This window comes from Pseudomonas sp. B6002 (genome assembly GCF_013385985.1).
Classification (GTDB): Bacteria; Pseudomonadota; Gammaproteobacteria; order Pseudomonadales; family Pseudomonadaceae; genus Aquipseudomonas.
Genome location: NZ_JACAOY010000039.1, coordinates 1 through 21,767 on the forward strand (window position 1 = coordinate 1; position 21,767 = coordinate 21,767).

General features: G+C 62.3%; 20 protein-coding genes and 1 pseudogene. 11 read left to right on the top strand and 10 right to left on the bottom strand.

The features are described from left to right. Positions 1-51: 51 nt before the first annotated feature. Positions 52-1,146: a calcium:proton antiporter gene (locus tag HX792_RS29700; RefSeq protein ID WP_176999393.1), complete on the bottom strand. Its 1,095-nt coding sequence runs from the start codon at positions 1,144-1,146 to the stop codon at positions 52-54. A 193-nt stretch (positions 1,147-1,339) separates the two neighbouring features. On the opposite strand from HX792_RS29700, the gene HX792_RS29705 reads away from it, so the two are divergent. Next, positions 1,340-2,293 (top strand): adenosine deaminase, encoded by a 954-nt coding sequence (locus tag HX792_RS29705; protein ID WP_176999394.1) that lies wholly within the window; start codon positions 1,340-1,342, stop codon positions 2,291-2,293. A gap of 128 nt (positions 2,294-2,421) precedes the next feature. On the opposite strand, the gene HX792_RS29710 is transcribed toward HX792_RS29705, so the two are convergent. The 3 genes from HX792_RS29710 to HX792_RS29720 form a co-directional block, all read right to left on the bottom strand. Then, positions 2,422-3,792 (bottom strand): MFS transporter, encoded by a 1,371-nt coding sequence (locus HX792_RS29710; RefSeq protein ID WP_176999395.1) that lies wholly within the window; start codon positions 3,790-3,792, stop codon positions 2,422-2,424. Positions 3,793-3,839: 47 nt separating this feature from the next. Further along, positions 3,840-4,574: a helix-turn-helix transcriptional regulator gene (locus tag HX792_RS29715; RefSeq protein WP_176999396.1), complete on the bottom strand. Its 735-nt coding sequence runs from the start codon at positions 4,572-4,574 to the stop codon at positions 3,840-3,842. A 134-nt stretch (positions 4,575-4,708) separates the two neighbouring features. Continuing rightward, positions 4,709-5,638: a LysR family transcriptional regulator gene (locus tag HX792_RS29720; protein ID WP_176999397.1), complete on the bottom strand. Its 930-nt coding sequence runs from the start codon at positions 5,636-5,638 to the stop codon at positions 4,709-4,711. A 118-nt stretch (positions 5,639-5,756) separates the two neighbouring features. On the opposite strand from HX792_RS29720, the gene HX792_RS29725 reads away from it, so the two are divergent. From HX792_RS29725 to HX792_RS29735, 3 genes are all read left to right on the top strand, one after another. Next, positions 5,757-6,050 carry a putative quinol monooxygenase gene (locus HX792_RS29725; protein ID WP_176999398.1) on the top strand — a complete coding sequence of 98 codons (294 nt, stop codon included), beginning with the start codon at positions 5,757-5,759 and terminating at the stop codon, positions 6,048-6,050. Positions 6,051-6,072: 22 nt separating this feature from the next. Then, positions 6,073-7,086, top strand: coding sequence for a zinc-binding alcohol dehydrogenase family protein (locus HX792_RS29730; protein WP_176999399.1), 1,014 nt, complete (start codon positions 6,073-6,075; stop codon positions 7,084-7,086). 145 nt (positions 7,087-7,231) lie between these two features. Beyond that, the gene (locus HX792_RS29735) at positions 7,232-7,414 is read left to right on the top strand and encodes a hypothetical protein (RefSeq protein WP_176999400.1); all 183 of its coding nucleotides are present in this window, start codon (positions 7,232-7,234) and stop codon (positions 7,412-7,414) included. An 8-nt stretch (positions 7,415-7,422) separates the two neighbouring features. Here the strand turns inward: HX792_RS29735 and HX792_RS29740 are convergent, their stop codons facing one another. Both HX792_RS29740 and HX792_RS29745 read right to left on the bottom strand, forming a co-directional pair. Next, the gene (locus HX792_RS29740; protein WP_176999401.1) at positions 7,423-8,616 is read right to left on the bottom strand and encodes a multidrug effflux MFS transporter; all 1,194 of its coding nucleotides are present in this window, start codon (positions 8,614-8,616) and stop codon (positions 7,423-7,425) included. Between the two features lie 87 nt (positions 8,617-8,703). Beyond that, positions 8,704-8,901, bottom strand: coding sequence for a heavy-metal-associated domain-containing protein (locus tag HX792_RS29745; protein ID WP_176999402.1), 198 nt, complete (start codon positions 8,899-8,901; stop codon positions 8,704-8,706). 231 nt (positions 8,902-9,132) lie between these two features. On the opposite strand from HX792_RS29745, the gene HX792_RS29750 reads away from it, so the two are divergent. The 3 genes from HX792_RS29750 (at position 9,133) to cueR (ending at position 12,267) form a co-directional block, all read left to right on the top strand. Further along, positions 9,133-9,513 carry a hypothetical protein gene (locus tag HX792_RS29750; RefSeq protein ID WP_176999403.1) on the top strand — a complete coding sequence of 127 codons (381 nt, stop codon included), beginning with the start codon at positions 9,133-9,135 and terminating at the stop codon, positions 9,511-9,513. Between the two features lie 157 nt (positions 9,514-9,670). Further along, complete coding sequence (locus HX792_RS29755) at positions 9,671-11,872, top strand: cation-translocating P-type ATPase (RefSeq protein WP_176999404.1); 2,202 nt, start codon at positions 9,671-9,673, stop codon at positions 11,870-11,872. Continuing rightward, a complete protein-coding gene (gene cueR / locus HX792_RS29760; RefSeq protein ID WP_176999405.1) occupies positions 11,869-12,267 on the top strand; it encodes a Cu(I)-responsive transcriptional regulator in 399 nt (132 codons plus the stop codon). The genes HX792_RS29755 and cueR overlap by 4 nt, the downstream gene beginning before the upstream one ends. Positions 12,268-12,421: 154 nt before the next feature. Here cueR and HX792_RS29765 read toward each other — a convergent pair whose 3' ends face one another. Beyond that, positions 12,422-13,321, bottom strand: coding sequence for a PA4780 family RIO1-like protein kinase (locus tag HX792_RS29765; RefSeq protein ID WP_176999406.1), 900 nt, complete (start codon positions 13,319-13,321; stop codon positions 12,422-12,424). Positions 13,322-13,445: 124 nt separating this feature from the next. Then, positions 13,446-14,723 (bottom strand): annotated as a pseudogene (locus HX792_RS29770) (acetyl-CoA C-acetyltransferase). A gap of 113 nt (positions 14,724-14,836) precedes the next feature. Here HX792_RS29770 and HX792_RS29775 point away from each other — a divergent pair. The 4 genes from HX792_RS29775 to HX792_RS29790 all read left to right on the top strand — a co-directional run bounded on the left by HX792_RS29775 (position 14,837) and on the right by HX792_RS29790 (position 20,750). After that, positions 14,837-16,180, top strand: coding sequence for a 3-oxoacyl-ACP reductase (locus HX792_RS29775; RefSeq protein WP_176999407.1), 1,344 nt, complete (start codon positions 14,837-14,839; stop codon positions 16,178-16,180). Between the two features lie 2 nt (positions 16,181-16,182). Then, positions 16,183-17,031, top strand: a complete 849-nt coding sequence (locus HX792_RS29780) for a MaoC family dehydratase (RefSeq protein ID WP_176999408.1) — start codon at positions 16,183-16,185, stop codon at positions 17,029-17,031. Positions 17,032-17,332: 301 nt separating this feature from the next. Beyond that, positions 17,333-18,886: a collagen-like triple helix repeat-containing protein gene (locus tag HX792_RS29785; RefSeq protein WP_176999409.1), complete on the top strand. Its 1,554-nt coding sequence runs from the start codon at positions 17,333-17,335 to the stop codon at positions 18,884-18,886. Between the two features lie 181 nt (positions 18,887-19,067). After that, positions 19,068-20,750: a ShlB/FhaC/HecB family hemolysin secretion/activation protein gene (locus tag HX792_RS29790; protein WP_176999410.1), complete on the top strand. Its 1,683-nt coding sequence runs from the start codon at positions 19,068-19,070 to the stop codon at positions 20,748-20,750. 236 nt (positions 20,751-20,986) lie between these two features. Here HX792_RS29790 and HX792_RS29795 read toward each other — a convergent pair whose 3' ends face one another. Together HX792_RS29795 and HX792_RS29800 are read right to left on the bottom strand one after the other, a co-directional pair. Then, the gene (locus tag HX792_RS29795; RefSeq protein ID WP_176999411.1) at positions 20,987-21,391 is read right to left on the bottom strand and encodes a response regulator; all 405 of its coding nucleotides are present in this window, start codon (positions 21,389-21,391) and stop codon (positions 20,987-20,989) included. Between the two features lie 59 nt (positions 21,392-21,450). Then, a complete protein-coding gene (locus HX792_RS29800; RefSeq protein WP_176999412.1) occupies positions 21,451-21,654 on the bottom strand; it encodes a Flp family type IVb pilin in 204 nt (67 codons plus the stop codon). Positions 21,655-21,767 lie beyond the last annotated feature (113 nt).

Here is a 21,767-nt window from a genome sequence, read left to right on the forward strand (position 1 = left end):
GTCAAGACGGTATCTACACAAAACCGGCTTTCACATCAGTCTCGGCGGTGCTTAGAGACCCAGCAGTGACAGCATGATAAAGGTCGCAAACAACACAAAATGCGTCATCCCTTCGATGGCATTGGTTTCGCCATCGTTGAGGTTGATCGCGCTGACAATCAGCGTGATGAACACCATCACCGTCTGCACCGGTGTCATCGCCATCTGGAACGGCTGGCCAGTGTAGAGCGCCATGGCCTCCATCACCGGCACCGTCAGGATCACCGTCGACAACGACGCCCCCAACGCAATGTTCACCACCGACTGCATACGGTTGGCCAACGCCGCGCGCAACGCGGTCAAAATCTCCGGCGCCGCCGAGATCGCGGCCACCACGATCGCGGTGATCACCGGCGGTGCGCCCGTGCCTTCCAGCCCCAGGTCTAGGGTCTTGGACATCACCTCAGCCAGCGCGCCAATCACAATCACCCCGAACACCAATGTCGCGATGGAGAACGCCAGGTTGATTGGCGGTTCCTGGTGTTCTTCTTCCGGCTGTTTCTTGCGGCGTTTTTCCGGGTAGCTGTAGCTGAAGAAATAACTGTGCGGGCCCACCTGCATACGCAGGAACAGGGTGTAGAGCAGCACCATCGCGCCGATGGTGAAGGCCGAGTAGATTTTCCAGTCGGCCTCGGGGATAAATTCCGGCACCACCATCGACACGCCCATGGCCGTGAGGATCATCACGCTGTAGCTGCGTGCCGAGTCGTCGTTGTAGGACTGTTCGCCATGCTTGATGCCACCCATCAGCGCGGCCAGGCCGAGGATGCCGTTGATGTCGAGCATCACCGCCGAATAAATGGTGTCGCGCACCAACGTCGGCGACGGCTCGTTGCTCATCATGATCGCCAGGATCACCACCTCCACCAGCACGGCGGCCAGGGTGAGGATCATGGTGCCGTAGGGGTCGCCAACCTTTTCCGCCAGCTGTTCGGCGTGGTGGGCGACGCGCATCGACGCCACCACGATAAACGCGATCAGCACCACACCGCCGAGCAGCGCGACCATCTGCCCGCTGTGCAGCATCCAGTGTTCCAGCGGGTAGGCGGCGATGGCGGCAATCAGCGCCAGCAGCATGAATTTTTCTTGCTTGAGAGAGGAGAGCATTCCGGGCCTTTTCGCACAACAATCAGTCATTGATGGGGTACAGACTACGGCAGCTTGCTAACGTTTCGTTACACCTTAGTTCACGCGGCCCTTGCGCAAACAGAAACGAAACTCTCCTGCTGGTCAGGTTTTACCGATTATTTCAGCCATGGCCTGTAGAATGCCGCCATTGCACCTGATGAGAAGTTTAGAAATGTACGATTGGCTCAACGCCCTGCCCAAGGCTGAATTGCACCTGCACCTGGAAGGCTCGCTGGAGCCGGAGTTGCTGTTCGCCCTGGCCGAACGCAACAAGATCGCGCTGCCGTGGAATGACGTTGAAACCCTGCGCAAGGCCTACGCCTTCAACAACCTGCAAGAGTTTCTCGACCTGTACTACCAGGGCGCCGACGTGCTGCGCACCTCCCAGGATTTCTACGACCTGACCTGGGCCTACCTGCTGCGCTGCAAAGAGCAGAACGTGATCCACACCGAACCGTTCTTCGACCCGCAGACCCACACCGACCGTGGCATTCCCTTCGAAGTGGTACTGAATGGCATCGCCGCTGCGCTTAAAGATGGCGAGCAGCAACTGGGCATCACCAGCGGTTTGATCCTCAGCTTCCTGCGCCACTTGAGCGAAGCCGAAGCCGAGAAAACCCTGGACCAGGCGCTGCCGTTCCGTGACGCGTTCGTGGCCGTGGGCCTGGACAGTTCGGAAATGGGTCACCCGCCGAGCAAGTTCCAGCGCGTGTTCGACCGTGCCCGTCACGAAGGCTTCCTCACCGTGGCCCACGCCGGCGAAGAAGGCCCGCCCGAGTACATCTGGGAGGCTATCGATCTGCTGAAAATCCAGCGTATCGACCATGGCGTGCGCGCCATCGAAGACGAGCGCTTGATGCAGCGCATCATCGACGAGCAGATCCCGTTGACCGTGTGCCCACTGTCCAACACCAAGCTCTGCGTGTTCGACGACATGGCCCAGCACAACATCCTCGACATGCTCGAGCGTGGCGTGAAAGTCACGGTGAACTCCGATGACCCGGCGTACTTCGGCGGTTACGTCACCGAAAACTTCCACGCGCTGCACACCGCACTGGGCATGACCCAGGACCAGGCCAAACGCCTGGCGCAAAACAGCCTGGATGCCCGGCTCGTGAAGCCATAACGGGATAAACACGCTCTAAAAATGTGGGAGCTGGCTTGCCTGCGATAGCGATCTAACAGTCAACACCTGAGGTGACTGACACACCGCCATCGCGGGCAAGCCCGGCTCCCACACTGACCTCATTGCATTCAAGCCTGGGTCAGTTCTTCCAGGGTCTTGCCCTTCGTCTCCATCCCAAACACCCACACCACCAGCGCCGCCACCGCAAAGCACAGCGCGCCCAAGGCAAACACCCCGCCCTGCCCGGTAATGGGGAACACCAGCCCGGTCACCAACGGCCCCAGCAACGACCCGACCCGACCAATCGCAGAAGCAAACCCCGAGCCCGTCGCCCGCGCCGACGTGGGATACAGCTCCGGCGTGTAGGTGTACAACACCGCCCACATGCCAAACAGAAAGAACTGCATCAGCAAGCCCGAGGTGATCAACAACGCCACGTTGCCGCCAAACACCGCGCTTTGCCCATACAGAAACGCCATCACCCCGCCGCCCAGCAGCGTCACGACGCACACCGGCTTGCGCCCCCAGCGCTCCACCAGCCAGGCGGCCATCAGGAAGCCAGGAATCCCGCCCAGGGAAATGATCACCGTGTAATACACCGACTGGGTCACGGCAAAACCCGACTGCTGCAGCAACGCACTCAGCCAGGACGTCAGGCCGTAGAAACCCAGCAAGGCAAAGAACCACACGCTCCAAATCATCAACGTGCGCTGTCGATACTGTGCCGACCACAGTTGCTGGAAGGCCGAGAAAAACGTCCCCGGCGTGGTCTCCACCCGTGGCAGGCGAATCGGTTCCGGCAGGTCGGTGCTGCCCAATGAATCGCGGACCTTTTGCTCGATCCCCCGCAACACCTTGTCGGCAGCCTCATGCCGCCCGGCCTGCTCCAGCCAGCGCGGCGATTCCGGGATAAAAAAGCGGATCGCCAACACGAACACGGCCGGCACCGCCAACACCAGGAAGATGTCGCGCCAGCCAATCACCGGCAGTAAAAAGTAAGACAACACTCCCGCTGCCACAAAACCTAACGGCCAGAAGCCATCCATCAAGGCGATGTAGCGCCCACGCCCCTTGGCCGGGATCAGCTCCGACAGCATCGACTGGGCAATCGGAAACTCCATGCCCATACCGATTCCCAGCAGGATGCGAAACAACGTCAGCATCTCTACGGTCTGCGCCGTGGAACACAGGTAGCTGGCAATGCCCCACAACACGATGCTCCACTGGAACACCGGCTTGCGCCCGAAACGGTCCGCGAGCATGCCGGACAGGGAAGCGCCCACCACCATGCCGAAAAAACTCGAACTGGCGAGCAACCCGGCCTGCGTCGTGCTCAGGCCGAATTCGGTTTTGATCGAGCCCAACAGAAAGGTCATCATCGCCAGGTCCATGGAGTCGAAGAAAAACGCCAGGGCGATGATGATGAAGATGACTCGGTGGTAACCGCTGATGGGTAACCGTTCCAACCGTTCTGCCGCGCTATAGCCTTGCCTGTCCATGCCGCACCCCTGTATGAAAAACCCCTCGGCGAGTGTGCGGCATCGTTTCAGCGACTTATTGCTGGATGCGACCTGACTGAAACTCTGAACGACGCCTCGGGCGTGACCAGCCGGTTGATTTCCGCCAGCCCCGCCTCTGTGACCGAGACGGCGCGTGACTCGCCTATCACACTGACCCAACTGGACTGCAAGAACAGCTGCAGCAACCCTGCGCCCAAGGCGCCTCCCAGGTGCGATTGCTGCTGGCTCCAGTCAAAACAGTCGCACGCCACCGGCGCTGCCAGCGCCTGGGTGAAAATGCCGCGAAGCGCCAGATGGTGCACGCCCTTGGCCGTGACGTGGAGGCGTTGTTCATGACGCTCAATCCATCCGGCTTCGAGCATTCGCTCATACAGCCTTGCCGCTATCTCGCCGCCCAAGTGGTCATGGCACAGCCGCGCTCGACACAACGGCTGCGGCACCACCAATGCAGGCGGCAACAGGTCCGGTGCACTGCGCAGCGCACTGGCCACGGTGGTGCTGGCCAGCGCATCGATCGCCGCACTGACATCGGCAGCCGCCAGCCGAAACAGACGCGCGCCGCGTCGGACCTCGACCCGCAGCAACCCGCCGGCGGTCAACCGGCCCAGATGGGCATGGGCCGATGCCGATGACAACCCGGCAAGCCTGGCAAGCTCGACCGAGGATTTCGCCGAGCCGTCCATCAACGCCCACAAGATGACGGTGCGTTTGGGCTCGGCGAGCAAGCTGGCGATCTGGCTGATACAAAGTGCTTCTTGCATGTATTCACTCCCTGTTGAATCACGTATCTACAGCGGTTGGCGCCAAAGTATAGGTGCGCACGCGGTCGGTTCCGCGCCGTCTGACAGCGCGGAGTGGGACAGGGGCTGAGTGAAATTTCCTGCTGTGAGGGAGGTTATGACGTAGGGCGCAAACGCTCCGGCCATTGCGCCGTCAATGTCGCACAACGGGCCACGAGCATTTCCCGCAGCAGGTTGATGGGTTTGCTTAATTGGGCACGGTGGGCGCACAGCAAATTGAGCGGCGTGCGCTCGCCGCGCAGCTCCGGCAGGATCACGCGCAAACGCCCGGCCAGCACATCCGTGCTCACGTCCAGCCAGGACTTGTAGGCAATGCCTACACCCGCCACTGCCCAACGGCGCACCACATCGGCGTCGTCGCTGAAGCGATCACCACTGACTGTGAGACTCACGTCGCGCTTACCGTCGTGAAAGCTCCAGTGGTCATGCACCCGGCTGCCAAGCATATACAGCAGACAATTGTGCTGGGCCAACTGCTCTAAATTACGCGGTGCACCGTGCCGGGCCAGGTAGCTGGGCGCTGCGCACAGCACGCGCAGGTTGTCAGGGGCGATGGGCAACGCGATCAGGCTGGAGTCTTCGGGCTCGCCGTAGCGCAGGGCGATATCCACCGGTTGGCGGAACAGGTCGGCGATGCGATCCCCCAGCAGCAGCCGGACAGTGAGTTGCGGGTACTCGTGCTGGAATTCGTCCAGCCACGGCAGCAACAGGTTGCGGCCCAGGTCCGACGGTGCCGAGAGTTGCAACACACCGCTGACGTGGTCCTGGCTGCTGGACAGTAACCGCCGCCCCTCATCCAGCGAACCCAACGCGGAACGGGCATATTCGAGGAAGCCCTCGCCTTCGGCGGTCAACCGCAGGCTGCGGGTGGAACGCGCCAGCAAACGTGTGCCCAGTTGCTGCTCGAGGCGCTTGAGCGCCGCGCTGGCCACGGCGGGAGACAGGTCCATCACCCGCGCAGCGGCCGACAGGCTGCCCAGGTCGGCTGCGCGTACAAACAACTGCAAATCATCAAACCGCAGCATGCATTCCCACTCATTATCAAAATTTTATTGAAACAGACCTCTGTTTTAGCGGCTTTTATCTTTGTAGGAAATAGCCAATCATCTGGCCATCCCGTTCATCACGTGTCAGGAGTTGAAGATGTCCACTGCCTTTAATGTCATCGCCACCATGATCGCCAAACCCGGCCAGGAAGCCACCCTGGAAACCCTGCTACGTGGCCTGCTGGAGCCCACCCGTCTTGAAGCCGGTTGCGAGCAGTACGAACTCAACCAGGACCTGCAAAGCCCCGGCACCTTTTACATGATCGAGCGCTGGAGCAGCGACGCCGCCCTGGCCGCCCACGACCAGAGCGCGCATATCCAGAGCTTCCGCGCCAAGGCTCCGGAGGTGCTCGAATTGTTCGACCTCAAGCGCCTGAAGTTTCTTGCCTGATCAGCCCTATTCCGGAGTTCCCATGAAAGCTATCGCCTACTACGCATCCCTGCCGATCAACGACCCAAAATCCCTGCAAGACATCGAACTGCCCGCGCCGGTCGCCGGCCCACGCGACCTGCTGGTGGAAGTCAAAGCCATCTCGGTCAACCCGGTGGACACCAAGGTGCGCCAGAACGTAACCCCCGAGAACGGCGCCGCCAAAGTGCTGGGCTGGGATGTGGCCGGTGTGGTCAAGGCCGTCGGCAGCGACGTCACGCTGTTCAAGGCCGGTGACAAGGTGTTCTACGCAGGCTCCCTGGTTCGCCCCGGTGGCAACAGCGAACTGCATACCGTGGATGAGCGCATCGTCGGCCATATGCCCAAGAGCCTGGGTTTTGCCGACGCCGCTGCACTGCCGCTGACTGCCATCACCGCCTGGGAGCTGTTGTTCGAGCGCCTGCAAGTGCGTGAAGGTAAAGAAGACGAAGGCCAAAGCCTGTTGATCGTCGGCGCGTCCGGTGGCGTGGGTTCGATCCTGACCCAACTGGCCAGCCAGCTCACTGCGTTGAAAGTCATCGGCACCGCTTCACGCCCGGAAACACAAGCGTGGGCCAAGGCGCTTGGCGCCGACCTGGTGATCGACCACAGCCAGCCGCTCAGCGACGCGCTGAAAAACGCCGGCCACCCGCAAGTGACTCACGTCGCCAGCTTGACCCAGACCGACCATCACCTGGACCAACTGGTGGAAGCCCTGCAACCGCAAGGCAAGCTGGCGTTGATCGATGATCCCAAGGCGCTGGACGTCAGCAAGCTCAAGCGCAAGAGCCTGTCGCTGCACTGGGAGTTCATGTACACCCGCTCGATGTTCGAGACGCCCGACATGATCGAGCAGCACCACCTGCTCAACCGCGTGGCGGAACTGATCGACGCCGGCACCTTGAAAACCACGGTGGGTGAACATTTCGGCGTGATCAACGCCGAGAACCTGCGCCGTGCCCACACCCTGCTCGAAAGCGGCAAGGCCAAGGGCAAGATCGTGCTGGAAGGGTTCTAGGAAAGGATCATGGGTGCCGTCCGTTATTCACCGCAGTGATGGATGGCACCATTAGTCCGACAGTTGATCTTTGTCATATTTGCGAGCGTATTCGGGTTTATATTGGCCGCCTTTGCCACGATTCTTTTACGTGAGGAAGTCAGCAATGAAGATCCTGATAAAAGCGTTAGCAAAATCTGCAGGCAATAAATGGCAGGTGAGTCTCGACCGAGACGCCTTCACCTTCCGCAGCGAGGCCGAGGCCCGCGCCTTTGCCGACACCCTGCAAGCCCGTATCCAGGCGCCCCATCGCATTCCCCTCAGCCAGCAACGTTCCGCCGCTGGCTGACCTGCACTTCAGACCTGCGCCTGCGCGGCCCTCGCCCGTTGCAGGCGCTGGGTCGACACCGCAATCGTCACCGCCAAGACACCGCACAAGCTGATGACCATGGCCATCGGCATCGCCGTGCCGTCGTGCAACACCCCCACCAGCGACGCAGCGCCCGCCGCCACCCCGAACTGGATGCAGCCCAGCAACGCCGACGCGCTGCCGGCACGTGCGCCCTGCCCGGCCATGGCGCAGGCCGAGGTGTTGGGCAAAATGCAGCCCAGGCTGGCAATGCAGATAAACAACGGCACCAGCAACGGCCACAGCGCGTCCGTATGCAAGGCGGCGATACCCAGCAGCGTCAGGGCCGCCAGCACGTAGACCCACACCGAGCGTGACAACAGGAAGGCCGGACCACGCTTGGACAGCAACCGCGCGTTCACCTGGGCGACCAGGATAAAGCCGGCCGCGTTGGAGCCGAACAGCCAGCCGTAATGCTCGGCGGGCACACCATAGAGTTTGATGAAGACGAAAGGCGAGCCGGCGATGTAGGCAAACATCCCGGCAATCGAGATACCGCCCGTCAGGGCATAGCCGAGATAGACGCGGTCCGACAACAACCCAATATAGCGGCGCAGTGAGCCGGACAACGGCTGGCGCGGCTGATTGGCCGGCAGGGTCTCAGGCAACCCGAACGCCACGGCGATGGCCGCCATGACGCTGAACACCGACAGCGCCAGGAAGATCGACTGCCAGCCCCACACGCCCACCATCACACCGCCCGCCAAGGGCGCGAGGATCGGCGCCAGGCCGGTCACCAGCATCAGTTGCGAATACACCTTGGCCGACCCCACGGCATCACACTTGTCGCTGACCACCGCCCGCGAAATCACCATGCCCGCACACCCGCCCAGGGCCTGCACAAAGCGCGCACCGATCAGCCATTCCAGGGACGGGGCATAGGCACACGCGAAGGACGCCAGGGTAAACAGGGTCACGCCGCTGAGCAGCGGGCCGCGTCGGCCAAAGCGGTCTGCCAACGGGCCGTAGATCAACTGCCCGATGGCCAGGCCGGCGAAATACACCGCCAGGGTCAACTGGATATGTTTTTCGTCAGTGGCAAACGCCGTGGCCATCGCCGGAAAACCCGGCAGGTAAAAATCGATCGCCAACGGCGCGAAGGCGCTCAGGGCGCCCAGGATCAGGATTATGCGGAGGTTCATCAGACACCCAAGTGAGTCGGCAGCCCGACAGTCTAGCCGCGCTTGGGTGCCGTGAACATTACGTTAGCTCGCTAACTATCAGAAAATTCACGCCAGCTTGGCGCTGTAGCCTTCTTCGGTGATCAGGCTGATGACCTGCTCGGCTGACAGGCGGCTTTCAACGCCGACCTCCTTAGCCGCCAGGTCGACCTTCACGCTCGCCGCCGGGTCCTGGCTTTGCACCGCCTGGGTCACCGCTCGAACGCAATGGCCGCAGGTCATTCCTTCAACGTTGAATACTTGCATGACATAACTCCTCAAATAAGCCCGTAGTGAGCGGGCTTGCACCGCGCCGCGGTGTACCAGATGCCACGCACTTATCTGACACACCGCACCGCGGAGCTAGCCAGCGCACATCAAGTCTCGAGCTTGCCATCGTGGCAAGGTCAAGTTTCAAAAACATCGGCCGGGCTGGTATTCGGCCGCGGCCTCGGCCAAGCTTCATCCATCTTAGATATGAACCACGGAGCATTCGCTATGCGCTGGTCGTTTTTTGCCCTTGCCGGCCTGATGAGTTTGTCTGCGATCGCCCCCCAGGCCAGCGCCGATCAGGATTACGCAGTGTTGATCATTTCCCGGGAGCGCCTGGAAGTACCGACCAACTGCGAGATCGGCCTGTACCTCAACGACCAGCTGGCCGGCCGGCTGTTCCAGGAACAAGCCACCTCATTCAACCTGCCGGCGGGCAACCTGTCGTTGCGCCTGAAGCTGTTGCCCGGCCAGTCCCCTGGCTGCCTGCCGGGCATGCTCGCGCCACCGGCGCAGAACATCACCCTCAAGGCCGGTGATGTGCGCAAGCTGCGGATCGCCCAGGGTCCGGACGGCATGTACCTCAAAGCCGCCGCCCTCGAATACTGATCCATTCGATCTATCCCTTGTAGGAGCCGGCTTGCCGGCGATGGCGGTCTTAAGGGCCTCATCGCCGGCAAGCCGGGCTCCTACAGTAAATAGCCGCTTGACCTTCCCCACAGGTCAAGGTTGATCCTAGGGGCAACTTCTCCTGGAGGACTGCCCCATGAATGGATCCACCACCTTTGACCTGCCCATCAGCGGCATGACCTGCGCCAGCTGTGCCGGCCGCGTCGAGCGCGCGCTGGGCAAGGTGCCGGGGGTGCAAAGCGTCAGCGTCAACCTGGCCAACGAACGCGCCCATGTCGAGGTGCTGGGCCAGATGGACCCCGGTGTCCTGATCGCTGCCGTCGACAAGGCCGGCTACACCGCTACCCTGCCCCAGAGCGAAACCGCCACCGAGGCCAATCAAGCCGAGCGCCTGCACCGCGAGCGCTGGTCATTGCTAGTGGCGATCGTGCTGGCCTTGCCGTTGGTGCTGCCGATGCTGGTGGAACCCTTTGGCCTGCACTGGATGCTGCCCGCGTGGGTGCAGTTCGCCCTGGCCACCCCGGTGCAATTCATCCTCGGGGCGCGCTTCTACATTGCCGCCTGGAAAGCCGTGCGCGCCGGCGCCGGCAACATGGACCTGCTGGTGGCCATCGGCACCAGCGCCGGCTACGGCCTGAGCATTTATGAATGGCTCACCACGCCTGTGGGCAGCATGCCGCACCTTTACTTCGAAGCCTCGGCAGTGGTGATCGCCCTGGTATTGCTCGGCAAATACCTGGAAAGCCGCGCCAAACGCCAGACCGCCAGCGCCATCCGTGCCCTCGAAGCCTTGCGCCCGGAGCGGGCGATCCGAGTGTTTGAAGGCCGGGAGGAAGACGTGGCGATCAATGCGCTGCGGATCAACGACCTGGTGCTGGTCAAACCCGGCGAGCGTTTCCCGGTGGACGGCGAAGTGGTCGAAGGCCAGAGCCATGCCGACGAGGCGCTGATCAGCGGCGAAAGCCTGCCGGTGCCCAAACAACCGGGCGACAGCGTCACCGGTGGCGCCATCAACGGCGAAGGCCGTTTGCTGGTACGCACCCGGGCCATCGGCGCCGAGAGCGTACTGGCGCGGATCATCCGCCTCGTAGAAGACGCCCAGTCCGCCAAGGCGCCGATCCAGAAACTGGTAGATAAAGTCAGTCAGGTGTTCGTCCCGGCCGTGCTGGTGCTGGCGTTGATCACGCTGGTGGGCTGGTGGTTGTACGGCGCGTCGCTGGAAACCGCGATCATCAATGCGGTGGCCGTGCTGGTGATCGCCTGCCCCTGCGCCCTGGGCCTGGCCACACCGACGGCGATCATGGCCGGCACCGGGGTCGCGGCGCGCTACGGCATCCTGATCAAGGACGCCGAAGCCCTGGAGCGCGCCCATGAGGTGAGCGCCGTGGCGTTCGATAAAACCGGCACCCTCACTTCCGGCGCGCCGAACATTGCGCACCTGGTAGCGGTGGACGGCAATGACGCCGCGATCCTGCAACAGGCCGGTGCGCTGCAACGCGGCAGCGAACACCCGTTGGCCAAGGCGGTGCTGGATACCTGCCGCGAGCGGGGGCTGGTGGTCGCCGATGTAACGGCCAGCCAATCCCTGACCGGGCGCGGCATCGCCGGCACCCTCGATGGCCGGCAACTGGCCCTGGGCAATCGTCGCCTGCTGGAAGAAAGCGGCCTCAGCGCTGGCGACCTGGCCGCCCAGGCCAGCGAGTGGGAAGCCGAAGGCCGCACCTTGTCCTGGTTGATCGAGCAAGGCGCGCAACCGCGCGTGCTGGGACTATTCGCCTTTGGTGACACGCTCAAGCCGGGCGCACTGGAGGCAGTGAACCGGCTTAAAGCTCAACACATCAGCAGCCACCTGCTGACCGGCGACAATCGCGGCAGCGCCCGCGTGGTCGCCCAGGCCCTGGGCATCGACGATGTTCACGCCGAAGTGCTGCCCGCCGACAAAGCCGCCACGGTCGCCGCGTTGAAAAAAACCGGCGTGGTTGCCATGGTCGGTGACGGCATCAACGACGCACCTGCCCTGGCCGCCGCCGACATTGGCATCGCCATGGGCGGCGGCACCGACGTGGCCATGCACGCGGCCGGCATCACCCTGATGCGCGGTGATCCACGCCTGGTGCCCGCCGCGTTGGAGATCAGCCGCAAGACCTACGCAAAAATCCGCCAGAACCTGTTCTGGGCCTTTGTGTATAACTTGATCGGTATTCCACTGGCGGCCTTCGGCCTGCTCAACCCGGTGTTGGCCGGCGCAGCGATGGCTTTGTCCAGCGTCAGCGTGGTGAGCAATGCGTTACTGTTGAAGACTTGGAAACCCCTGGACCTGGAGGATCAGCGCCCATGAACATCGGCCAAGCCGCTCGCGCCAGCGGGCTGAGCGCCAAGATGATTCGCTATTACGAATCCATCGGCCTGCTCAAAGCCGCCCACCGTACCGACAGCGGTTACCGTGTGTACGGCCCGGACGAGGTGCACACCCTGGCGTTTATCAAACGCTCGCGGGACCTGGGGTTTTCATTGGAAGAGGTCGGCAAACTGCTGGCCCTGTGGCAGGACCGGCAACGGGCCAGCGCCGATGTGAAAGCCTTGGCGCGCCAGCACATCGAGGAGCTGAACCAGAAGATCCTGGAGCTTGGGCAACTGCGCGATACGCTGCAGGACCTGGTGGAACACTGCCAGGGCGATCACCGGCCCGATTGCCCGATTCTCAAGGAATTGGCATCGGGCAATTGCTGCTGACACGGATTCATCTGACGAAACACAAAACCAACTGTGGGAGCCGGTCCTGTGGGAGCTGGCTTGCCTGCGATGCGGACACCTCGGTCCATCAGTTGCACCGAGGGGATGCTATCGCAGGCAAGCCAGCTCCCACAGGATCAGCTCCCACAGCGTGTTACTGCATCCAAGGCGGTGGCGGTGGCTCTTCCGGGACCTTGCTCGGTGGCGCTTCATCCGCCGCGCGGATCGCCTGGCGACGCTCTTCGTCCAGCCGCGCCGCTTCGATCTCGCGCATCACGCCGCCCACGTCCGCCAACTCTTCGGGCTCATCAAACTCACCGGTCAACACGCTGGCCGGGTGCAAGGTGCCGGCTTCGTACAGCGCCCACATCTCTTTGGCGTACTTGGTCTTCTTCAACTCCGGGGCAAAACGCCCGAAGTAGGAAGCCATGTTGCCCACGTCCCGCTCCAGCATGTTGAACGCGTGGTTGTTGCCCGCCGCATCCACCGCCTGGGGCAGGTCGATGATCACCGGGCCCGTCGGCGTAAGCAGTACGTTGAACTCGGACAAGTCACCGTGCACCAGGCCGGTACACAGCATCAGCACGATCTGGGAGATCAGGAAGGCGTGGTATTCACGCGCCTGGTCCGGCTCCAGCACCACGTCGTTCAGGCGCGGCGCCGCATCGCCGTACTCGTCGGCCACCAACTCCATCAACAGCACGCCTTCAAGGAAGTCGAACGGCTGGGGCACGCGAACGCCCGCACCGGCCAGGCGGAACAACGCCGCCACTTCAGCGTTCTGCCAGGCATCTTCGGCTTCTTTCTTGCCGAACTTGGAACCCTTGGCCATGGCCCGGGCCTGACGGCTGTTACGGACCTTGCGGCCCTCCTGGTATTCGGACGCTTGACGAAAACTTCGTTTGTTCGCCTCCTTGTAAACCTTGGCGCAACGCAATTCGTTGCCGCAGCGCACCACATAAACAGCTGCTTCTTTACCACTCATGAGTGGGCGCAGCACTTCGTCGACCAGACCGTCTTCGATCAGGGGTTCAATGCGTTTAGGAGTCTTCATCAGCTTTTATTGTGGGTCCTTTATTACCAAATACGCGTATGGCACTCGTTATACGGCAATCGGCTCGCCGGTGGGAGAGGCTACCGACCGTTGATCACTTAAGAATGCATCCAATATGCCAATTTCAGCGTTCAATGATCGCCGTAACCCCCTGCCCGCCTGCCGCACAGATGGAAATCAGCCCGCGCCCCTTGCCCGCCGCGTCCAGCAACTTGGCCAGGTTGGCGACGATACGCCCTCCGGTGGCCGCAAACGGGTGCCCCGCCGCCAAGGAACTGCCCTTCACATTCAGCCGGCTGCGGTCGATGGACCCCAAGGGGGCGTCAAGTCCCAGGCGCGTCTTGCAGTAGTCGGCATCTTCTCAGGCCTTGAGCGTGCACAAAACCTGGGCAGCGAAGGCCTCGTGGATCTCGTAGTAATCGAAGTCCTGCAACGTCAGGCCATTGCGGGCCAGCAGGCGCGGCACCGCATACACCGGCGCCATCAACAGGCCTTCTGCGCCGTTGACGAAATCCACCGCCGCCGCCTCACCGTCGCGCAAGTACGCCAGGATCGGCAGGCCACGCTCCTTGGCCCAGGCTTCGCTGCCCAGCAGCACCAGCGAGGCGCCATCCGTCAGCGGCGTGGAGTTGCCCGCCGTGAGCGTGCCCTTTTCGCTGCGCTCGAACACCGGCTTGAGGCTGGCGAGTTTTTCCAGGGTCAGGTCGGGGCGCAAGTTGTTGTCGCGGGTAAGACCGAGAAACGGTGTGAGCAAATCGTTCTGCCAGCCCTCGGCGTAGGCCGCGGCCAGTTTCTGATGGCTTTCCAGGGCCAGCTGGTCCTGCTCGGCGCGGGGGATCTGCCAGGTTTGCGCCATCAACTCGCAATGCTCGCCCATGGACAAGCCGGTGCGCGGTTCGCCGTTGCGCGGCAGCTCGGGCTTGAGGTGATGGGGGCGAAGTTGTAACAGGAGTTTTAATTTATCCCCCAACGATTTGCTGCGGTTGGCCTGCAGCAGGAGTTTGCGCAGCCCTTCGTTCACGCCGATCGGCGCGTCGGAGGTGGTGTCCACGCCACCGGCGATGCCGCACTCGATCTGGCCCAAGGCAATCTTGTTGGCCACCAGTAATGCTGCTTCCAGCCCGGTGCCGCAGGCCTGTTGAATGTCATAGGCCGGGGTCTGCGGCGACAGGCGCGAGCCGAGCACGCATTCGCGGGTGAGGTTGAAGTCCCGGGAGTGCTTGAGCACCGCACCGGCAGCCACTTCGCCCAGGCGCAGGCCGTGCAGGTTGTAGCGTTCGATCAGGCCTTCCAGGGCCGCAGTCAGCATTGCCTGGTTGCTCGCCGTGGCATACGGGCCATTGGAGCGAGCGAATGGAATGCGGTTACCGCCAATGATCGCTACACGGCGCAATTGAGTCATGGAAAGCTCCCTGTGGGTTGTGGGTGTAATCATCCAGCCTAGCCTAGGCTGATCGAACGACTACCGCCCCGGGGTGGTCAACCCTTTGAACCCCAGCTTTCGGAGAGCGTTCCATGTCTGACCGTTATATCGACTTCGCCAACTCAAGCCTCGGCCATCGCCTGGTCGCTGCCCTTGGCCTGCCGTCACCGGTACGCCTGGAACGCTGGCCAGCCGGGCGCCTGCGCCCCGTTGAAGGAGCCCTGCTACTGGGCGGCGGTGCGCTGACGGCCAAGGTGCAAGCGTTCGCCCAAAAGCTGACCGACGCGACCTACACCTACGGCGCCGAGGCCTCGACGTGGATTCCCGGACATGGCCCCAAGCTCAAGGCCGTGGTGTTCGACGCCAGCGACCTGCAACACACCGATCAGCTCAAGCAACTGCGCGAATTCTTCCAACCGTTGCTGAAGAACCTGGATAACAGCGCGCACCTGGTGATCCTCGGCCGCGCTCCAGAAACCCTCAGCGATCCTTTTGCCGCCAGCGCCCAACGCGCCCTGGAGGGGTTCAGCCGCTCACTCGCCAAGGAGCTTCGCAACGGCGGCGTGCTGCAATTGCTCTACGTCGGCGAAGGTGCCGAAGACCAACTGGAAGGTGCTCTGCGCTTCTTCCTTTCGCCGAAAAGTGCCTACATCTCCGGCCAGGTCATTCGCCTGGAGGCTTGCGCCACCCCGGTCGAGGATTGGACGCGCCCCCTCGCCGGGCGCAAGGCGCTCGTCACGGGCGCTGCCCGGGGCATTGGTGCGTCCATCGCCGAAACCCTCGCCCGCGACGGCGCCGACGTGATCCTGCTCGACGTGCCCCAGGCCAAGGCCGACCTGGAAGCCCTCGCCGCGCGCCTGGGCGCGCGCACGGTGGTGCTGGATATCTGCGCCGAAGACGCCGCCACGCAGCTGGTGGAACACCTGCCCGACGGCCTCGACATCCTGGTGCACAACGCGGGCATTACCCGCGACAAGACCTTGGCCAACATGACCCCGGAATACTGGGACGCCGTGCTGGCCGTCAACCTCAACGCCCCGCAGGTACTGACCCAGGCGCTGCTCGACAGCGGCACCCTGCACGACAACGCCCGCGTGGTGTTGCTGGCGTCCATCAGCGGTATCGCCGGCAACCGTGGGCAGACCAACTATGCCGCGAGCAAGGCGGGCTTGATCGGGCTGGCCCAGGCGTGGGCGCCGCTGCTCAAAGCGCGGGGTATCAGCATCAACGCGGTAGCGCCCGGGTTTATCGAAACTCAGATGACCGCACACATCCCCTTCGCCTTGCGTGAAGCCGGGCGGCGCATGAGTTCGCTGGGCCAGGGCGGCCTGCCCCAGGACGTCGCCGAAGCGGTCGCCTGGCTCGGCCAGCCGGGCAGCGGCGCGGTCAGCGGGCAAGCGTTGCGGGTGTGTGGGCAAAGCCTTTTGGGAGCATAAACATGGATTGGCACACCTTAGGCAGCACACCCTTCTTGCCGCCGTTGTACTGGCGAGCGGCGCTCAAGCGCAAGATCACCGGCACCACCTTGCCCGAGCAGGGCTTGCGCTGCCGGGTGCGCATCAACCCCAACGACGTGGCGGCGTATCGCAAGGTCTGTGGTTTCGCCGACAGCCCAATCCTGCCGGCGACTTATCCGCATATCCTGGCGTTCGGCCTGCAGATGCAGCTGCTCACGGCCAAGAACTTTCCCTTCCCGTTACTGGGGTTGGTTCACCTGAGCAACCGCATCCGCATTCACCGCCCTTTGGGCGGCGTGAGTGAACTGACGATCAGCGTACAGACATGCAACCTCCAGCCCCACAGCAAAGGGGCAACCTTTGACTTGCTGACCACCGCCGAGGATTCCCTCGGGCTGTTATGGGAAGCCGAAAGCCGCATGTTGTGCCGGGGCGTCAAGCTCGAAGGCGAGGCGCTGGATAATCCACTGCCCACGCCCAGCCAAATCAGCGAACTGACGCGCTGGAAAGCCCCTGCCGATATCGGGCGCCGTTATGCGCGGGTCTCCGGCGACTACAACCCGATCCACCTCAGCGCCCTGACCGCCAGGCTGTTCGGCTTCCCGCAGGCCATCGCCCACGGCTTGTGGAACACAGCGCATACCCTTGCTGCGCTGGGTGAACATTTGCCCGCTGCCAATATTGAACTGCATGTCGAGTTCAATAAGCCCGTGCGCCTGCCCAGTGAAGTCACCCTGTATAGCAGCGCCCCCGGTTCCAGCGGCGAGTTGCTGTTGAAAGGCGCGGGCGAACTACAACATATGGTAGGCAAGTGGCAGCCGATCGCGTGAAAACCACCGATTAATTGTATATATACACCCTAAGTTATAGCGGGTTTTTTTAAGCCCGCTTTTTTATTTATGTCGTTGATTTTTAAAATATATATATCCAGATACATCTACCCTTTATCGCTTTGGTATTAGTCATTAAGCCCTGACTTGAACCCAGTATATAAATCGTTAATACCAAGTTGAGCATTGTGAGAAAGAGTGCCCGGGTCTGTTATAGCCACACGGACAAACGCATCGCTATCCAAGAAATAACGAGCGTTTGAAAACAACCCAAGGTTGTACAGGTGCAAGGAACTCAATCATGAACACTCAAACTCAAGTGGTGATCTGGAAAACAAGTACAGCGCTGGCCCTGGCAGTCGCATTGGCGCTCGGAGGCTGCAGCAGCGGTGGCGGTGGACATCACAGTGGTGGTTCGGCTTCAACCGACTCGGCAGCCGGTGGTGGCACGGGCGGTGGTACAGGTGGCGGGACCGGTGGTGGCACCGGCGGCGGAACAGGCGGTGGCACCGGTGGCGGTACCACCACGCCTCTGGTGACCGCAACCGTAGTCGACACCCTGGGCGACACCGTGACCGGCGTTGGCGGCGCCGTCAAAAGCCTCGGCACTACCCTTGGCAGCTTGCCGATTGTCGGCGCAACCACAGGCGGCCTGGTGACCGCCACTGGCACTGCGGTCGGCAGCATCGGCGACGGCCTGTCCACAGGACTCGGTACCATCGGCACCGACAGCAATGCACTGGGCAAAACACTGGCCGGTGTCGGCAAAGGCGTCGCCGACCTGGGCGATGGCGTCAGCACCACAGGTGGCAATGTGGCCACCCTGCTGGGGAACGTACCGGTCGTTGCCGGCGCAGCCCCTGTCGTTGGCGGCGTGGTCGACAAGGTCGGCAATGTCGTGACCATGCTCGGCGACACCTTGAGTACCGCCAGCACCACCGGCCCACTGGGCTCGGTCACCAATACCGTAGGCGGCAAAGTGCTCGTACCGGTTGTGTCGCTGGTGGAAAAAACCACCGGCCAGGTGGGCACCGCGACCGGCCTGGATACCCCAGTAGGCGGCCTGTTGAAGAAAGTCGGCAGCACCGTCGACGGCCTGGGCGATAAAGTCGCCGACGCTGGCGGCACCGGCAACCCTGTGACCGGCATCGTGGGTAACGTACTCAATGGTGTAGGCACCGTGGTGGATAAAGCCAGCGGCTATGTCGACCCAGCCACCGGCACCGGCTCCGGCAATGGTAGCGGCGGCGGCACTGGCGGCGCGGGTAACCTCGGCTTGCCAGAACTGATTGGCGGCATCATCGCCGGCGCCGGTAACGGCCTCGATGCAGGCAGCACCAACGGTGTGGTCAGCGCAGCAGGCGCTACCGGTGGCAAAGCAGGTGGCACCGTGGCGTCCCTGGGCACTCTGCTGGGTGGCAGTGGCGTACCGAACACCGCAGCGGGCGCACCGGTTGGGCAAGTGACTCAGGTGCTCGGAAATGCTCTCAATCCTGTGACCAACGGCGTCACCAGCCTGACCCAAAACGTCGGCGGCGCAACCGGCCTGGGTGCACCGATCAACGGCCTGGTCACCAACGCAGGCGGCGCAATCAGCAACCTCGGTGGTGCCCTCAGCGGCGCCAACGCCAACCCGGTCACCAACGCCTTGGGCGGCACTGTCAGCGCCGTCGGTGGCACCGTAGCGTCCATCGGTGGCCTGGTCACCGGCGGTACCAACGCCGGGGGTGGTTTGCTCGGTGGCGGCCTGAACCTGGGAGGTAGCGCATCTGCCTCCGCAGGCGCCAGTGCCGGCGCCAGCGCCAACGGCGGTCTGCTGGGCGGCTTGCTCGGTGGCCTGACCGGTAAAAAATAGAATTGCACCTGGCCGATTAGACGGCCTCACCTACAGCGCCTACGCTTGGTTGAGACGAGAGACCTTATAAGCCTCTCGTCTTTTTTATGGGCAAATGAAATGCCCGGGAAGTACCCGAACCGCGCCCCCAGAGCCCGGCGGGAATCTGCAAAACGCTGCTGCTTTGACCATGGAGTGTCCTATGCGCGCTTTGACGCCGTTGTTGTTGCTCACCCTCAGTACTTACGCCTGCGCCGATACCCTACCCAGCTTCCTCAATAGCAACGACACCATCCGCAACCTGCCCGTGCCCAACCTGCCCGCCGACGCCTATCGTCCGGTCGCCCCGCAAACCCAACTGCCGACACCCGCCGCCACCGAAGCCCAACCCTTGTTGATGGACACCAAAGTGACCATTCGCAAACTGCAGATCGACGGCGGCACGATTTACCCGCTCAAGGAATTGGCCCAGGTCTTCGAGCCGCTGACCGGCCACGAGACCAACCTGGCTCAACTGATCGAAGCCACGCGCGGTATCACCCGGCGCTATCAACAGGACGGCTACCTGCTGTCCTACGCGTTCCTGCCGGAACAAAGCTTCGACGACGGCCTGGTGCACGTGGTGGTGGTGGAGGGTTATATCCGCGACTACCAGCTGCAAGGCGACGTCGGCCCGGTCTCGTCCTACATCGACAAACTGGCAGAAAAACTCAAGGCCGAACGCCCGTTGACCCGCAAGACCTTCGAGCGGTACACCACCTTGATGAGCACTATTCCGGGCGTGACACTGCAAGCCCAAGTACCGCCCCCCAGCACCACCGGCGGCGGCACCCATATGCAAATCACCGCCAGCCGCAAGCCGTTCACTACCAGCATGAGCCTCACCGAAGCCAGCCGGGGCGGCACCCAGGCACTGCTCAGCGCCACCAGCAATTCGCAGACGTCCATGGGCGAGCAACTGAGCGTCAGCGGCCTGTTCCCGCCCGGGAACGACAAAGAACACTACTACCGTGCGGCCTACAGTCAGTTCATCAATGCCGAGGGCACGCAGTTGGTGCTGTCGGGCGAACGCTATCGCGCCGATCCCCGTACCAACGTGCAACTGGGTGACGGCCTGGAGCTCAAGCCACACCAGGAGATCGACCGTTACTCCGTGGGGTTCACCCACCCCTTTATCGCCTCGCCCAGCGAGTCGTTGAGCCTGGGTACGCGCCTGTACGCCGTCGACCAGACCACCCGCTACAAACTGGAGGGTTTCCCACAACGCTTTGACCTGAAAACCGACCTGCGCGCCCTCGCGTTTGAAGGCGATTGGCGCAAGGCCGACACCACCCAACTGCGCATCCTCAGCGCCGGGTTGTACCAAGGCATCAACGGCATGGGCGCCAGGACCCACTCGGACTTCGGCGGCCTCACGCCAGACCTCGACTTCTTCCGCGTGCGGCTGTCGGGGGTGCAGAGCAACAAGCTGTTCGATAATTGGCAAGGCGTGCTGTCGGCTGCGGCTTACTGGACCAATGACACCCTGCCTGACAGCGAGCGCGCCACCTTTGGCGGGCAAAACTTCGGCCGTGGTTATCCCGATGACCAGGGTTCAGGCGACAAGGGCTGGGGCTTGGCGTACGAGGTCAATTACAGTTACAACCGCGCCGGCGACTGGGTGAGGATCCTGCAGCCGTACGTTGTCTTCGACCGCGCCAAGACCTGGTACAACGACCTGCCGATCCACGGCAACGACATGTCATCGGCGGCGTTGGGCCTGCGTTTTGGCGACGCCAAGTACTACAACATAGCGCTCGAGGCGGCCAAGCCGTTGTCGGAGGTGGCGTTTGACAACTATGACCGGCGGCCACGGTATTCGCTGAGTTTCAGCTACCAGCTTTGAAACCCGACGTCGGGGCCGGGGTATAAACACCGGTCCCTGTAGTGAGCGGGTTTACCCCGCGCCAGCCCCACCACCGATCTCATGCCTTCAACCAACCCGCGTCGAATAGTTTGGGGGGGAGTTGCCGCCTGGCGCGGGGTAAACCCGCTCACTACAAAGGCGCGGCCTTGCGTTGGGGACGCGATCCTTCATTCGGGCTTGGGGGCCTCGGCGCGGGGCAAGCCCGCTCACTACAATCAGAGGCGGGGTTTGGGGAGGGGGAACAGGCTGTTCAAGGTGTCGATCAGGCGCACCAGGTAGATCGGCTTGCGGAACAGGTCCAGTACCTGCAGACGCAGCATGTCGCTGACGTCGTCCATTTCAGCATGGCCCGACATCACAATGACCGGCAAGTGTGAGCGCGAGGTGTGTTCGCGCAGGCGCTTGATCAGTGAGATGCCACTCTCCTCGGGCATGCGCAGATCGGTGATGACCAGGGCGATATCCGGGTTGAGGGTCAGCTCCTGCAAGGCGAAAGTGACAGAGGTGGCGGTGAAGCACACGAATCCCTCATTTTCGAGGGATTCGGCAAGTTCGATCAGGGCGTCCTCTTCATCGTCCACCAATAGGATTTGCTGGCGGCGAGACGACGACGGTGTCATAGACGATACCCAGTGATTAATGTTCGCCAACAGAGCGTTGTATGCAACTTAGTTAAAAATCAAGTACCACTACCCGCCGGTAACGCATTTGATACAGAAGTGAAAACACCTTTGATCTTATCGCCGAGCCCAGAACCCGCACCGATAATTACCAGCGCGACAATCGCCACGATAATCACATATTCGATGGCCGATGCCCCATCCCTGCGTCGAAAAAACAACTGGGTCTGGACAAACGCCTTCAAGATCAAGTCAAGGAACATAATACTTCTCCCTAATGCGCCGCAGAGCGCCGGTACAGCTGTGTTGCACGATGATTGCCGTGTGCCATTAGAGCATTGTCAACAAACCTCACCCTCACAACTGTAAGAACGAA